16 protein-coding genes are annotated in these 13,893 nt (G+C 60.7%); 7 read left to right on the forward strand and 9 right to left on the reverse strand.

Annotated elements, in window-relative coordinates:
- Positions 1-43: 43 nt before the first annotated feature.
- The 4 genes from EOW68_RS10130 to hisD form a co-directional block, all read right to left on the reverse strand.
- A complete protein-coding gene (locus tag EOW68_RS10130) occupies positions 44-1,681 on the reverse strand; it encodes a potassium channel family protein (protein ID WP_128225040.1) in 1,638 nt (545 codons plus the stop codon).
- 363 nt (positions 1,682-2,044) lie between these two features.
- A complete protein-coding gene (locus EOW68_RS10135) occupies positions 2,045-2,521 on the reverse strand; it encodes a hypothetical protein (RefSeq protein ID WP_128225041.1) in 477 nt (158 codons plus the stop codon).
- Positions 2,522-2,551: 30 nt separating this feature from the next.
- Positions 2,552-2,947 (reverse strand): YlbF/YmcA family competence regulator, encoded by a 396-nt coding sequence (locus EOW68_RS10140; protein ID WP_128225042.1) that lies wholly within the window; start codon positions 2,945-2,947, stop codon positions 2,552-2,554.
- A gap of 56 nt (positions 2,948-3,003) precedes the next feature.
- On the reverse strand, positions 3,004-4,275 hold the full coding sequence (gene hisD, locus EOW68_RS10145; RefSeq protein WP_128225043.1) for a histidinol dehydrogenase: 1,272 nt from the start codon (positions 4,273-4,275) through the stop codon (positions 3,004-3,006).
- A gap of 91 nt (positions 4,276-4,366) precedes the next feature.
- Here hisD and EOW68_RS10150 point away from each other — a divergent pair, with 91 nt between their 5' ends.
- Complete coding sequence (locus tag EOW68_RS10150; RefSeq protein WP_128225044.1) at positions 4,367-5,443, forward strand: archaeosine biosynthesis radical SAM protein RaSEA; 1,077 nt, start codon at positions 4,367-4,369, stop codon at positions 5,441-5,443.
- A 259-nt stretch (positions 5,444-5,702) separates the two neighbouring features.
- Here EOW68_RS10150 and purQ read toward each other — a convergent pair whose 3' ends face one another.
- Complete coding sequence (purQ, locus tag EOW68_RS10155; protein WP_128225045.1) at positions 5,703-6,383, reverse strand: phosphoribosylformylglycinamidine synthase I; 681 nt, start codon at positions 6,381-6,383, stop codon at positions 5,703-5,705.
- Positions 6,380-6,631: a phosphoribosylformylglycinamidine synthase subunit PurS gene (purS, locus tag EOW68_RS10160; RefSeq protein ID WP_128225046.1), complete on the reverse strand. Its 252-nt coding sequence runs from the start codon at positions 6,629-6,631 to the stop codon at positions 6,380-6,382. The genes purQ and purS overlap by 4 nt, the downstream gene beginning before the upstream one ends.
- A 128-nt stretch (positions 6,632-6,759) precedes the next feature.
- Here purS and EOW68_RS10165 point away from each other — a divergent pair, with 128 nt between their 5' ends.
- The 3 genes from EOW68_RS10165 (at position 6,760) to EOW68_RS10170 (ending at position 9,381) form a co-directional block, all read left to right on the forward strand.
- Positions 6,760-8,133 carry a hypothetical protein gene (locus EOW68_RS10165; RefSeq protein WP_128225047.1) on the forward strand — a complete coding sequence of 458 codons (1,374 nt, stop codon included), beginning with the start codon at positions 6,760-6,762 and terminating at the stop codon, positions 8,131-8,133.
- On the forward strand, positions 8,108-8,245 hold the full coding sequence (locus EOW68_RS18675; RefSeq protein ID WP_431358855.1) for a hypothetical protein: 138 nt from the start codon (positions 8,108-8,110) through the stop codon (positions 8,243-8,245). Before EOW68_RS10165 ends, EOW68_RS18675 begins: the two co-directional genes overlap by 26 nt.
- A 158-nt stretch (positions 8,246-8,403) precedes the next feature.
- Positions 8,404-9,381 (forward strand): formyltetrahydrofolate deformylase, encoded by a 978-nt coding sequence (locus EOW68_RS10170; protein WP_431358856.1) that lies wholly within the window; start codon positions 8,404-8,406, stop codon positions 9,379-9,381.
- A 4-nt stretch (positions 9,382-9,385) separates the two neighbouring features.
- On the opposite strand, the gene EOW68_RS10175 is transcribed toward EOW68_RS10170, so the two are convergent.
- Positions 9,386-9,748, reverse strand: coding sequence for a Cdc6/Cdc18 family protein (locus tag EOW68_RS10175; RefSeq protein ID WP_128225049.1), 363 nt, complete (start codon positions 9,746-9,748; stop codon positions 9,386-9,388).
- A gap of 281 nt (positions 9,749-10,029) precedes the next feature.
- On the opposite strand from EOW68_RS10175, the gene EOW68_RS10180 reads away from it, so the two are divergent.
- Entirely contained in the window at positions 10,030-10,173 is a 144-nt protein-coding gene (locus tag EOW68_RS10180) for a DUF7560 family zinc ribbon protein (protein ID WP_128225050.1), read from the forward strand.
- Here the strand turns inward: EOW68_RS10180 and EOW68_RS10185 are convergent.
- Positions 10,163-11,203 carry an NAD(P)-dependent alcohol dehydrogenase gene (locus EOW68_RS10185; RefSeq protein WP_128225051.1) on the reverse strand — a complete coding sequence of 347 codons (1,041 nt, stop codon included), beginning with the start codon at positions 11,201-11,203 and terminating at the stop codon, positions 10,163-10,165. The two genes, EOW68_RS10180 and EOW68_RS10185, sit on opposite strands and share 11 nt — an antisense overlap.
- A 252-nt stretch (positions 11,204-11,455) precedes the next feature.
- Here EOW68_RS10185 and EOW68_RS10190 point away from each other — a divergent pair, with 252 nt between their 5' ends.
- Together EOW68_RS10190 and EOW68_RS10195 are read left to right on the forward strand one after the other, a co-directional pair.
- Positions 11,456-12,514: an amidohydrolase family protein gene (locus EOW68_RS10190; RefSeq protein WP_128225052.1), complete on the forward strand. Its 1,059-nt coding sequence runs from the start codon at positions 11,456-11,458 to the stop codon at positions 12,512-12,514.
- Positions 12,514-13,299, forward strand: coding sequence for an iron-sulfur cluster assembly protein (locus EOW68_RS10195; RefSeq protein WP_128225053.1), 786 nt, complete (start codon positions 12,514-12,516; stop codon positions 13,297-13,299). Before EOW68_RS10190 ends, EOW68_RS10195 begins: the two co-directional genes overlap by 1 nt.
- Positions 13,300-13,429: 130 nt before the next feature.
- Here EOW68_RS10195 and EOW68_RS10200 read toward each other — a convergent pair whose 3' ends face one another.
- Positions 13,430-13,891: a pyridoxamine 5'-phosphate oxidase family protein gene (locus EOW68_RS10200; RefSeq protein ID WP_128225054.1), complete on the reverse strand. Its 462-nt coding sequence runs from the start codon at positions 13,889-13,891 to the stop codon at positions 13,430-13,432.
- Between the last annotated feature and the right edge of the window lie 2 nt (positions 13,892-13,893).

Below are 13,893 nucleotides of genomic sequence, written 5' to 3' on the forward strand. Positions count from 1 at the left end.
GCTGGAGTTTGTCCCGTTGGAAACCCTCAGCAGTTGACGAGTTTCAGGGACGGAACTGCTGTTCGAACTGTGTAATGGCCTCATCAGTCCCCGTGATAACGACCTCATCACCGGCTTCGAAAGTGAATTTCACGGGATCGAACTCGGTGATTGTTTTCCCGTTTCTAATCACTGCGACGATCGTACAGCCAGTTGTTGTCCGCACGTCTTCCTCAGCGAGCGTGGTTCCTTCCAAGCCACCCGCCGGGAGTCGGACGACGTTGACTTGCGTCTCGTATGTCAACACCTCTTCGTCCTCGAATACCGTTGAAGCCAGCATCCGTCCGCTGACCGTCGCCAGCGATTGCACGTAATCCGCCCCTGCCTGGTAGAGTTTCTCGACGTCGTCTTCCTCGCTCGCTCGGACGATGATCCGCAGATCGGGATTCAATTCCCGGGCGATCAGCGTCGTGAAAACCGCCGTCGTATCGTCGGCAACCGTGAGCACCAGCGCGTCCGCGTCCCTGATCCCCGCCTCTTCCAGTACGGCTGGATCCCGTGCGTCCCCAACGATATCGACCTGTTCCTGTTGCTCGATATCTAGCACGGTCAGACGCGAGCCGGATCCTGATAACCCATCGTATACTGCGCGTCCAGAATCACCATACCCCGCAAGGACGATCCGCTGAGCGGTAAAGTCCCGGACAGCTGAGGCCGTGATCTCCCGCAAGGATTCTATCTGGTCGGGCTCACCAGTCACGAGCAGTCGTGTCCCGGGCTGTAATTTGTCGTCGAGATCGACGGGCGTTTTGAAATCGTTATCGAACCATGCCCCGATCACGTTCACGCCGAATCGCTCTCGGAGTGCCGCCTCGGCGAACGTACTGTGAGCGAGGTCGCTGTCCTCCGAGACTGTGAGTTCGACGAGCTCGAAATCCTCACCGATGGTGACCCCTTCGTCTATCTCCGTCGTAACCGCGGTTGGAAGATGCTCCGCTAACCTCTCCCCCAGTAACTGCCGCGGAGAGAGTACGTCATCTACCCCGGCGGCGCTGTGATACTGAGCGAGATCAGCGTCCTCCACGAGCGTGATCACACGCACGTCTGGACGGGCATCACGGACGGCAAGCGCAATACTCGCGCTCCTGTCATCAGCGCCATCAATGACCACACACATCGCAGATTCGAGGTGAGCGTTCGCGAGCGTCTCGGTCGTCTCTGCGTCGCCTTCAATGAGTCGATACCCCCTCTCGTACAGATCACGTGCTGTCTCCGGATCGGATTCGACGAGGACGTAATTGCGGTCCCGGGCATCGAGTTCCCCGATGAACGCGTCGGTTCGGGGCGTGTGTTCGCAGATGATGATGTGATTCTCTAGCTCGGGCGCGACTTCGGGAGCGCTTGGCGTGAGCGCATCCCGGATCCACGGGACAGCGAACACGTCTACGGCGGTGAGGATCAGCCCGATGCCAGTGAACTGCATCACGACCGCCAGCACATTCATCTGGGGCGTCTGCCATGGGGCATCTTCTCCATAGCCCGTCGTGGTAAAGCTTTGAATGACGACTTCGAGGGACCGATACAGCGGTTGGGGACGATTCTCCCAGCTAGCCATCCCAGCATTGTAGACTCCCGTTAGTAACAGGGTCGTCACGAAAACCAACGCCAGATAGTAGACGGTTCGACGGGTTTGTCGCTGCATACAGGAGAATACAGACGACTTTATCTTATGATAATGGTACTCATACTGACGGCTGTACATTCGGAAAGAGATGCGCCACCCGGGGTGGCGAAATTCGTCAGTTACTTCCAGCCGGCAGTATCACTCGTCGGTGCTACACTCACACTCTCTATTCCGCACACAGTTTCGATCAGTTGCTGAGGGTTTCAACAGAGCCCTCTCTCTAAGAGTCTGGTTAGTAAGAAAGCCCCCAGTCGCCGACTGCAGCGCGGGTCCCCGAGTTCAGCGCCTCGGGGAGTTCTTGCTGTTTCGGCCACATTGTCTGAACCTGTGCTCCAGATACACCTCGTTCGGGCATCTGATGGGCTTTCTACGGAGAAAATCTCACGTCAGCGCCAGCGTCAGACCGACCGAAACGGGGACCAGGACTGCAAGATAGCCAGCAGCCGAGATGGCCCATCCGCGGCCGATAGCAGACCGCCGCGAGTCCCCAACACCAACCGCCCGCGGCAAGGGGACGACGACGAAGAAGCCAACCATGAGACCGTACAGACCGAGTGTCGTCGCCACGACTGTGAGCAGCGAGGACTCACCGAGTAGCCACTCGGCAGCGAGCAGGAAGTAGGTGAACAACAGTCCGGTCCCGAGGCCCGCCAGGTAGTGGGCAACCGTGGCGAGTCGGTCCGGTGCATCGTCGACAGGCGTCTGCGTTAGCACGCTCGCAGCGACATATGGGGGCGTCATTCCGTCCGGAATGCGCGCCATGAGCTGATCCATGACGAGCACCGCGACGATTGCCGAAACGAGTCCGACTGGAAATCTGAGAGCCGCTGGAACGGACGAAAGCTCACCTAGAACCATATAAATCGTCTTCGTTCGTAGCCGACAGCGCTAGTCGTTACAACAGCCACTCGCCTTGTCGCCGAAGTCGATGTCGAGCGGTTCGTTGACGTGTTCGTTCAGCGCTTTCAGGCGGAGTTCGAGATCGTTCTCGATCTGCAGGAACTCCTTCATCACCGGGATTTCGTGGAGTTCTTCCTGCTTTTTTTGCATCTCCCGGAGGTCGTCCCGTGTCGCAGCCCCGCGTTCTCTCGCGTCCATGTACTTCCTGCGAGCGCGCTCGAACTCCGCGATCTGTTTTTGCGCGTCTTCGTCTTGCTCGACTGCCTCCCGGGCCTCGATAAAGGACTGGTACTCGGGCAATTCCGCGATTGCCTCGCCGAGTGACTGGGCCAGTTCCTCGATCGACTGTTCGCTTTCACTCGCCGCTTCGGTGTCGACGCTCATTGCCAGACAATTGGACTGTTTATGCAAATGTCTGCCGGTCCCTGCAGTGTGCGGTCCTACTCTTCGAAGCGCTTGTCGACGCTTTCTGCGTGTGCTTCGAGTCCTTCCGTCCGGGCGAGTGTCGTGATCGTGTCGGCGATGTCGTCGAGTGCCGCCCTGTCGAGTCGCTGGACGGTCGTCGACCGGAGGAAGTGCTCGACGGAGAGGCCGCCCACCCGGCGTGCGCTCCCGCCCGTCGGGAGGACGTGGTTCGGTCCGCTGGCGTAATCACCCGCTGCGACCGGGCTGTAGGGGCCGAGGAAGACCGAGCCCGCGCTGTCGATCCGGTCGAGCAGTGCCTCGTCGTCGTCGGCGATAATCGAGAGGTGTTCCGCTGCGTACTCCTCGGCGAACAGTGTCGCCTCGCTCATCGAGCGTGCGAGGAAGATCCCGCTCGCATCGTTGTCCAGTGCACCGCGGATGATGTCCTCGCGTTCGCGTTCACCGGCCTGTTCGTCGACTGCTGTCGCGATCGCCTCGGCCAGGTCGGCGTCGTCCGTGACTGCCCCAACGGCGGCGTCGGTGTCGTGTTCCGCCTGCGCGACCAGATCGGCCGCGACGAGGTCCGGATCTGCGGTCCCGTCGGCGACGGTGAGCAGTTCACTCGGTCCTGCCAGGAAGTCGATCTCGACGTCGCCCCGGACTGTCGCTTTGGCTGCGGTGACCCACTTGTTCCCGGGACCGACGACGACGTCGCAGGCGTTGACGGTCTCGGTTCCGTACGCGAGGGCCGCGATTGCCTGTGCGCCGCCGACCTGGTAGACAGCGTCCGCGCCGGCGATCTCGATCGCAGCGAGCGTCGCCGGGTTGATCGTCTCCGCGGGCGGGGTCGCGACGGCGACGTGTTCGACGCCGGCGACCTTCGCGGGAATGATCCCCATCAGTGCACTCGACGGGTAGGCAGCTGTCCCGCCGGGGGCGTAGACGCCGGCGCTCTCCAGTGGGCGGAATCGGCGGCCGAGATCCCGGCCGTCGAACTCCTCGCGCCAGTCTTCCGGGCGCTGGCGTTCGTGAAACGCCTCGATGTTTGCTGCGGCGTCTTCGATCGCCTCTCGCAGTTCGGCATCGATCTGGTCGACAGCGCGGGCTGCCTGGTCCGTGATGTCGATGTTGCCGACGTCGACGCCGTCGAACTCCGAGGAGAATTCGCGGACGGCGACGTCACCTTCCGTCAGGACCCGGTCGACGATATCTTCGACATCCCCGCGAACGGCGGCGACGCCGCTTTCCCGTCCGAACAGCGCTTTCCGTTCGTCGGGGGAGAGTTCTGAGACTTCAGCAACGTTCATATCCCCTCTATCGGTGGCCGCTACATAATCTCCTCGGAGACAGAGCCGATCAAACACAGATCGTATACGGACTGCCCTCCAACAGGTGGTAATGAGCAAGCCGACACCCGACGTATACGAGCAGGGGCGTGGGATGGACGCCCACAACCAGGCGATGCGCGAGATCCGGTCTCGCAAGGACGAAACCTACGATCCCCGCGAGCCGACGCGGGTCTGGCTCGACGAGGACAACACCCCCGACGGGGTGTACGACTCGCTGACGATCATCCTCAACACCGGCGGCTGCCGGTGGGCCCGCGCGGGTGGCTGTACGATGTGTGGCTACGTCGCCGAGAGCGTCGAGGGCGGCACCGTCGCCCACGAGGACCTCATGACACAGGTCGAGAAGTGTCTCGCCCACGAGGCCGAAAATGCCGAGGACCCGGCCGGACAGATCAAGATCTACACCTCCGGCTCCTTCCTCGACGAACGCGAGATCCCCGCCGAGACGCGGCAGGCGATCGCCGAAACCTTCGCCGACCGCGACCGGATGGTCGTCGAATCGCTGCCCGACTTCGTCGCCGAGGAGAAGATCACGGATTTCACCGATCACGGCATCGAGACCGACATCGCGATCGGCCTCGAAACCGCGACCGACCGGGTTCGCCACGACTGCGTGAACAAGTACTTCGATTTCTCGGAGTTCGAGCGTGCAGCCGAGGATGCCGCCGACGCCGGCGCGGGGATCAAAGCCTACCTGCTTCTGAAACCCCCGTTCCTCTCGGAATCGGAAGCGATCGAGGACATGAAGCGGTCGATCCGTCGCTGTAGCGACGTCGAGAACTGCCACACCGTCTCGATGAACCCGACGAACGTCCAGCGACACACCATGGTCGAGGAGCTGTATTTCGACGACGGCTACCGCCCGCCGTGGCTCTGGAGCGTCGCCGAGATCCTCGAATCAACAGTCGAAACCGACGCCATCGTCGTCTCCGATCCCGTCGGTCACGGCAGCGACCGGGGCGCACACAACTGTGGAGAGTGTGACGACCGCGTCCAGCGTGCGATCAAGGATTTCGACCTTCGGCAGGACCCGTCGGTGTTCGAGCAGGTCGACTGCGACTGTAAACTCACCTGGGAGACTGTCGTCGAACGCGAACGCAGCTACTCGATGCCGCTGGCGCGGTGACCGTCACCGGTCCGTATCTCCAAAACTGAACGTTCAGCTCCTCCCCGGACTACTTTCACTTTCACTCCGGGGGGATCGTCTATTAGTAACTGGCATTCATCTCGTCAGATAGGGACAGGAGTTCCCTGCTCGGACCGTTGCGGCCGAGCGTTATGTCACACGCTCCGTCCCTACCCCATCCTTCCCTTGTGGAGTTCACCATCGACGAGCACCGGCGCTGGCGATTGTGGTGAGGGACAATATTAGAAAACAGATCGCCTTACGCGTCACCGAAGCCGCGGAGCACACCCTGTCCGTCGGTCCCACCCAGATCGGCCAGCGAGACACGCTCGGGGTGTGGCATCATCACCGCGATGTGGTCGGATTCTCCCGTCACACCTGCGACGTTGTGTTTCGAGCCGTTGGGGTTCGCCTCGTCCGTGATCTCGCCGTTTTCGTCGCAGTACCGGAACAGAATCCGATCCTCGTCTTCGAGGCGGTCGAGGTGGTCGTCTTCGATCTCGAAGCGACCCTCACCGTGGGCGATCGGGAACTCGACGATCTCGCCTTCCTCGTAGTGGGCAGTCCACGGCGTCTCGGCGTTTTCGACGCGGAGAGAGACGTGTTCACACTGGAACCGCGCGCTGCGGTTGATCGTAAAGGCGCCGGGGGTCAACGAGGCCTCGCAGCCGATCTGGGCACCGTTACAGATCCCGAGCACGGGCATCCCTTCGTCAGCGGCTTCGCGAACCTCGTCCATGATCGGCGAGCGGGCCGCCATCGCACCCGCACGGAGATAGTCACCGTACGAGAAGCCACCCGGAAGCACGATTCCCGTCGTATCGGCCGGGAGGCCGTCTTCGTGCCAGGCGAGTTCGGCGTCGAAACCCAGTGTTTCCAGCGCCTGAACGGTGTCGCGGTCGCAGTTGCTCCCGCCGAACTGGATGACAGCGACCGTCATTGTTCTTCGACAGTGATGTCGTAGTCGTGGAGTGTCGGATTCGCCAGGAGGCGCTCGGTCATCTCCGTGACGCGTTCCGTCGCGCTGTCTTCATCAGCGGCATCGAGATCGATCTCGAACTGGTCGGCCGATCGGAGATCGCCGAGTTCGAATCCGAGCCGTTCGAGCGCACGCTGGGTCGTCTCGGCTTCCGGATCCAGCACTCCCTGCTTGAGGCGGACGGTCACTGTCGCAGTGAACTCACTCATTGGCTGATAGACTGGGGCGCCACTCGAAAACGCTTGTGATTCCGGCTGGAATCATGTTGTCTCAACGCTGCCGCGATGGATTGTGCGTAACTATTTGATTCCGGGTAAAACAACACTAACTGAACAGCATGGCAGCCGACTCCTCGTCCGGACGCTCGGGCGTAACTTCAGAAGAAAGCGAGGCAGAGCCAGCGACTGCCACGATCGAGGGGTTGTTTGCGGATCTGCTCACTCTCCGGGAAGCGGTCGACGAGCGGACACTACACCCCGAAATCCAGGACGTCAAACACCTGCTGGTGGAGGCACACGGCCGTGGCATGATCGACTCGGGGATGCGTGAACTCGATTCGCGTGACGCAGCGGAGGCGTTCGTCGGGAGCGTGATCTTTGCCACCCCTCTGCTCGTCGAGGACGGGATCTTCGATATTGCCGAGTACCTGTTCAATTTCACCGTCTACAACGTCCCCGTCTTTCTGATCGCGAACACTCTCTTTGTCGTCTTCATGACGTATGCACTGCTCGAATGGACCGGGCGAAACAGGGCCGAGACCGAGATGGTCTTCGGTGTCGTTCCGGTGCGTCTGCTCATGACGCTCGTCATCTCCTTCGTGGTCGCTACGCTGCTGATGACCGTGTGGGGTCGTGTCGGCGGGTGGCAGTCACCGGTCGAGGCGATCGCCCGCATCAACGTGCTCTGGACTGTCGGCTCGCTGGGTGCTGCACTCGGTGACATCGTCTCGAAGGGTGATCCCGGCCCGGATATCGACACTGAGGCGATCGCTGCAGCGATCGAGCACGGCCAGGGGGTGGAGACAGTCACGATCCGGGAGCCACCGGCGTCAGTCAAGCGCCTCAGTGATGGTGCACTCGTAGAGGAACTCAACAGAGTGTTCGACACGCTCGAATCGGCCGTCGAGACAGAGAGCCATCGTAGTGAGATTAACCGCCTTCGCGAGCAGACGATCCAGGCGGCACTCGACGACGTCTTCGGGGAGCAGATCCAGAAGTACACCTCACGCGACGTTGCAGAGGCGTTCGTCGGCAGTATTTTCTTCTCGATACCGTTTCTTGTCGAGGACGGCGTCTTCGATATCGCCGATTTCTTTCTCTCTTTCCGGATCGGACTGTTTCCGGTCTCCTTCCTCGCCAACGCGGTGTTCGTCCTCGTGATGATCCTGGCGCTCGTCTACTGGGCCGGGCCACAGGACGTGCAGGTGAACCGCCCGATTCTCGGCTTTATCCCCCGCCGGCTGATCGGAATCGCCGTCGTCTCCTTTCTGACTGCGGGGGCGCTGATGACGATGTGGGGCCGGGTCGACAACTGGCAGGATCCCATCGTCGCGCTGGCCCGGATCAGCGTCGTCTGGACAGTCGCCTCCTTCGGTGCCGCGCTCGGTGATATCCTGCCTGGCGAGAGCTCCGGCGACGACATCAACGACGACCTGGCAGATTTCGGGCGGTTGGGTGAGAGTCGCGATGGCTCGACCGACCGGGACCGGTGAGATGGCCGGCAGTACTCGAACCGAGACGGCCGTTACTGGGGCTTTTATCGTCGCACGGCCGATCCAGCTCGGCGGAGGACCTTGGATCGAACAGCCGACTCTCGACGACTAGTCCCACAACAGGCACCGCCAGCGTACAGCTCTCTGACTGCTGGAAGATCCAGGCCTCTGCCCTGCTCAAAAAACGAAAGCTTATCACAGCCAAACGCCCTCCCTTGCACATATGACCGAGGTACTGTCGTCGATTTCGCTCACCACCATCGTAATGGGGTGGGCCCCGTGACACAGGAGTTCACCGAGATTACCGTCGTCGGCGAGGACGATACCGGACTCATCGCGAACGTCACGACGCTTCTCTTCGAGCGCAGTATCAACATCGAGGGGCTCGACCAGGCCGTTCGAGAGGGTGTCTTCCGGATGACGATGCAGGTCGATACGAGCGAGATGGTCTGCACACAGGAGAAACTCCGGGATGATCTCCACGAACTGGGCGAGGAACTCGGTGTCGACGTCCAGGTCCGGTTCCCGGCCGACCGCGAGACCAAACAGATCGCAGTGCTCGTGACGAAAGAATCACACTGCCTCGAAGCGATCTTCGAGGCCTGGGCGAGCGGCGAACTCGGGGCCGACGTCAGCGTCGTCATCGGCAACCACAGCGATCTCGAACCACTCGCCGAAAAATACGAGGTTCCGTTCCACGATATCGGCGACGAGAAGGGCAACCCCGACGAGGAGCACCTGCTCGAACTGCTCGCGGAGTACGACGCCGATCTAATCGTCCTGGCGCGGTACATGCGGATCTTGAGTCCCGACGTCGTCTTCCGGTACGAGAACAGGATCATCAACGTCCACCCGTCGCTTTTGCCGTCTTTCCCCGGCGCGGAGGCGTATCTCCAGGCCCTCGAAGAGGGTGTCCGGATCGCCGGTGTCACCGCCCACTACGTGACGACCGACCTCGATCAGGGACCGATCATCACACAGCGGGCGTTCAACGTGCCGCCGAACGCCGAGGTCGAGGATCTGGTTCGGACCGGCCAGCCACTCGAAGCCGACGCGTTGCTCGAAGCGATCGATCTCCACCTCAACGACGAGGTACAGGTTCACCGCGGGCGTACGCGACTCCGGGAGAGCGCAGACAGCAACCGACAGCTCGGTGCGCCACTGGAGTTGAACGATCTCAACCCGGATCGACCACTGGACGGACTCGGTGAGATCGTCGCCGACTCCCAGTCAGAGGCTGACGACTAGATCGTTAGGCTGATTCTCGAACGACTCCGACCGCATCGGTGAGGCGTTCGTCTGCTTCGACGGCGTCGAGGATGGTCTCCGGCGATTCGTTGAGCGAGTACTTCGGCCGACCTTTGCCTGCCGGCGAGGTGTCCTCCATGTTCTCGTGGACGTAGGGTTCGCTCCCGAGTGTCTGCAGCGCTCGGATGACATCCTGTTCGGCCGGCTTGCTCACGACGTCCGCGTCGACCTCGTCGACGAGCGGGTCACAGCGGTCCCGAACCGCCCAGGAGGCGACCGGATCCTCGCCGTCGAGCACGCCATCCGCGATGCCGAGCAAGACGAGACGTTCCATCAGTGACAGTGCGTCGATTTCTGTCGGGTCCATACTGGTAGCTAACACAGCTAACATAAGAAGGATGCCGTCTCGGCGGTTCTGGCTTCGTTCCATGTGTTTTTAAATACACTCGCTCGTCTACACTGTATCGCAGCGGTGTCAGTCCACAGAGCCGATCCACGTTGTCGCCCACCAGTTGACCAGCGACGGCGGGAATCGTATTTGAATGAACCCGTATATGCTGGTCACATAGCTACACCGCCGGAGGTAGCTACTAACGTACAGAGGGATGAATGGCAGATAGCGCGCAGTCTTCTGGAGGCTCACCATCTATGACGGAATACGAATTTACGTGCCCGGAATGCGGGCAGGAAATCGAAGTAAACGACAACATGCGGAAGGCCATCGTCACGAACGGCTGTCCAGTCTGTACAGCCGCAGCGAGCGAAGACGAGTTCGCGACGCTTACGGAGTAATTACTGCTCGTCCGTCGATCTCGCGGCGTTCTAGTTTCTCTGCGACTTCGTTGACGTCTTCGAGATCGTAGCGACTGGTGTGGAGATCAACGTCACCACGTTCGACCAGCGCGACGAGTTCCTGCAGTTCCGCGTACCGGCCGACGATGTTGCCGACGAAGGAGAACTCCCCGTTGACCAGTGCCTGTGCTGGCTCGTGGATGTGGCCACCGTAGCCGATGATGTGGTGGTCACCCCCCGCAGCGGTGATATCCGGTGCCAGTGCGGTTGTCTGGTCGGCCCCCACGAAGTCGAGCACCTGCGCGGCACCCCGTCCGTCGGTGATCCCCTCGATCTCGTCCGGGATGTCCTGGCTTTCGGGGTCGAGCGTGTACTGTGCTCCCAGGTCACTCGCGAGATCCCGGGCGGACTGTTTGAGATCGACGGCGACGATATCGGCGGCGCTCATCGCGTCGAGACACTGCAATCCGATATGTCCCAGCCCGCCGATGCCGATGACGACTGCGGCGTCACCGGGGTTGAGCTCGTCGACGGCCTTCTTGACGGCGTGATAGGCCGTGATGCCGGCATCCGCGTGCGGTGCGATATCCGCTGGATCGACGCCGTCCGGGAGCGGGATGACAGACCGTTCGCTCGTGTGCAACTGGTCGGCGAAGCCGCCGTCTGTCGTCAGTCCGTTGAACGCGTCGTTCTCGCAGTACATCGTCTCGCCCTGGCGACATGGTCGACAGGTCCCACAGGTCTGGACTGGATGACAGATCACCTGATCTCCCTCCGAGACGAGTCCGACCTCTTCGCCCGTCTCGACGACGGTGCCGGCGTTCTCGTGGCCCAGCGTCATCGGCAGCGGCTGGGGGACGTACTGCTCCCACATCCCCTCGATGATGTGGTTGTCTGTCTGACACCATCCGGCCCCCTCTACTTCGACGATGACATCCGTACTCGCAGACACCTGCGGTGCGTCTACGTCGTCGATCGAAAGGCCCTGGCTCATGTCGTCGGTGTACTCGTGGAGTCTTGCGGCTCGCATACGTCTCTCCTCTCCCGGATAAGTCATAAATATACATTATAATCGTTATATCACCTATTATGGGGGTGCAGTCTGGTGGTTCTCGGCTGCTACTGACGGGTTTCGAATAATACTGGGCGATTCGTATAAACGATCATACAGACTCGAATCGAGACACAGAAACCGAATCAATCCATTATATCACTGATTATTGATGGGGTAACATGAACGTCAATGACGTTTCTATGCCAACATCCCTCAGGCTGTAGGTGCATGTACAATGCAAATGGTGAGGATATTTTCGTAATCGACGGGCACGTTCACCTGTGGGACGCCCGCGAGGAGAATATCACACACAGAGGTGGGGAACAGTTCATCCAGTGTTTTTACGACTACCACAACGGGTTCACGCCGGAGGACAAGCAGTGGGATATGGACGAGTACCGATACTACGGCCCCGAACGGATGGCCGAGGACCTGTTCGGGAACGCGGCGGTGGACATGGCGATTTTCCAGCCGTCGTACCTCTCTGATTTCTACGACGAGGGGTTCAACACCATCGATCAGAACGCCGAGATCGCCGAGAAGTACCCGGAACGGTTCATCAACAACGGTCGGTTCGATCCACGTGATGGCGAGGAGGGGATGCGTGATCTCGAACGACAGAAAGAGGAGTACGACATCCAGGCTGTGAAGCTGTACACGGCCGAGTGGAACGGGGATTCGAAGGGCTGGCGGATGGACAGCGACGAATCGTTCGAGTTCCTCCAGAAGTGTGTCGATCTGGGGATCGAGACGATCAACGCACACAAGGGGCCGACGATCCGCCCGCTCAACAAGGACGCCTTCGACGTCTCCGACATGGATCTGGCCGCGAGTTCGTTCCCGGAGCTGGATTTCGTCGCCAACCACGTGGGGATGCCACGGCTCGACGACTTCTGCTGGATCGCGACCCAGGAACCGAACGTCTACGGAGGGATCGCGGTCGCTGCGCCGATGGTGACCAACCGTCCCGAGAAGTTCGGCGAGATCATGGGGGAACTGCTGTACTGGCTCGGTGAGGACAAGATCATGTTCGGCTCCGATTACGCGCTGTGGAACCCCGACTGGCTCGTCGAGGAGGTCATGAACGCCGAGATGACTGCCCAGCAGAAAAAGGAGTACGGCGTCGAACTCGACATCGACACGATGAAGAAAGTGATGGGTGAAAACGCCGCCGAGCTGTACGATATCGACATCGAGGAGAAAAAGAAACAGTTCCAGGACGACGCGATCACCGAGAAGTTCGGGCTCGCTGACCACTACGGCGCGCCGGACGCCGCCGCAGACTGATGGTGGGGAGTTCCTCGGATCGGGCGGAGACTACCGACTCACCACCGGCAGCGACCGTGCCGACACGACCGGATGTCCGGGGCTGCCTCGACCGTGTCTACGATCCCGAACTCGACCGCTCGATCGTCGAACTGGAGTACATCGACGAGATCGAGATCGATGCGGGGGAGGTCACCGTCGAGTTCACCCTGCCGACGGCGTGGTGTTCGCCGGCGTTTGCCTGGATGATGGCGACGGATGCACGCGACGAGATCCACTCGTTGCCTGCCACGGAGTCGGTCACCATCCGACTGCAAGATCACATGCACGGCGAGGAGATTACCGACGGCGTCAACAACCGCGAGTCCTTCGAGTCGGTGTTTCCGGACGCCGACGACGGTGTCAGTGACGTCCGGGCGATGCTCGACGACAAGGCACGCTTTGCCCGCCAGTACGACGCCGTCCAGGCCTGCCTCGATGCCGGGCTCACGCCCGAGCAGATCGTCGATCTCCGACGGGGGGATATCGACGTCGCCGACGAGGGGGCGATCGTTTCAGTCAGGGGAATACACGTTGTCGTCGACAGGGAGCCACTCACCGACTATCTGGAGAAAGCGAGTGCCAGTGGACTCGTCACCGACCAGGAAGATCGACTCTTTCTCACGATCGACGGTGATCCGATTCCAGTCGACAGCTTCGAGATCCTCCACAAACGGACACGGCTCGCCGGTGTCAACATGGGGGGACAGGGAGCGGTCTGTGATGCCCTGAACCAGTCCCGACGGGCGAAACTAGACAAGGATTGACCCCGACCGCGGGACAATTCATAGTGATTGTTGCGGTTATTTTCGTGACCGAGTCACGGATATCGACGTGTCACGGCGTGTAACACAGAATTTGCGTCGCTAGAGCGGTACAGACTCGCAACAATCACTATCAGGCGTCGTCGCGGTCGATCTCTGTCCGGCGGCCGGTTAGCTCGCTCGGATCGAGCCTGTAGAGCTGGATGTCGAGTTCGTCTTTTTCGGCGCCCCAGATCTCGAACAGTGGTCTGCGGGTCTCGCCGTACTGCTCGATCTCCTCGATGGACATCTCGGTCGGATCGATCTCGTCGAGGACGCCTGCTGCGACGACGCTCCGGTACAGTGTTCCGTCGTCGTTTTCGTCGTAGACGACGAGGCGAACCTGCGGCTCGGAACCGAGAAATGCCCGTTTCTGACTGTCCGGGGTCGAGACGAGACGCATGTAGAAGATCCCTGCATCGGCGTCGTAGCCGTAGGAAATCGGTAGTGAGTAGGGATCGTCTTCCTGCGCAAGAGAAATGACACCGGTCTCGGTGTTGCTAAGAAAGTCGTCGACTTCTGACCGCGACATTTCAGTTTCCGTTGCGAGACTCATTG

This window comes from Halovenus amylolytica (assembly GCA_004015825.1).
GTDB classification, from domain to species: Archaea; Halobacteriota; Halobacteria; order Halobacteriales; family Haloarculaceae; genus Halovenus; species Halovenus amylolytica.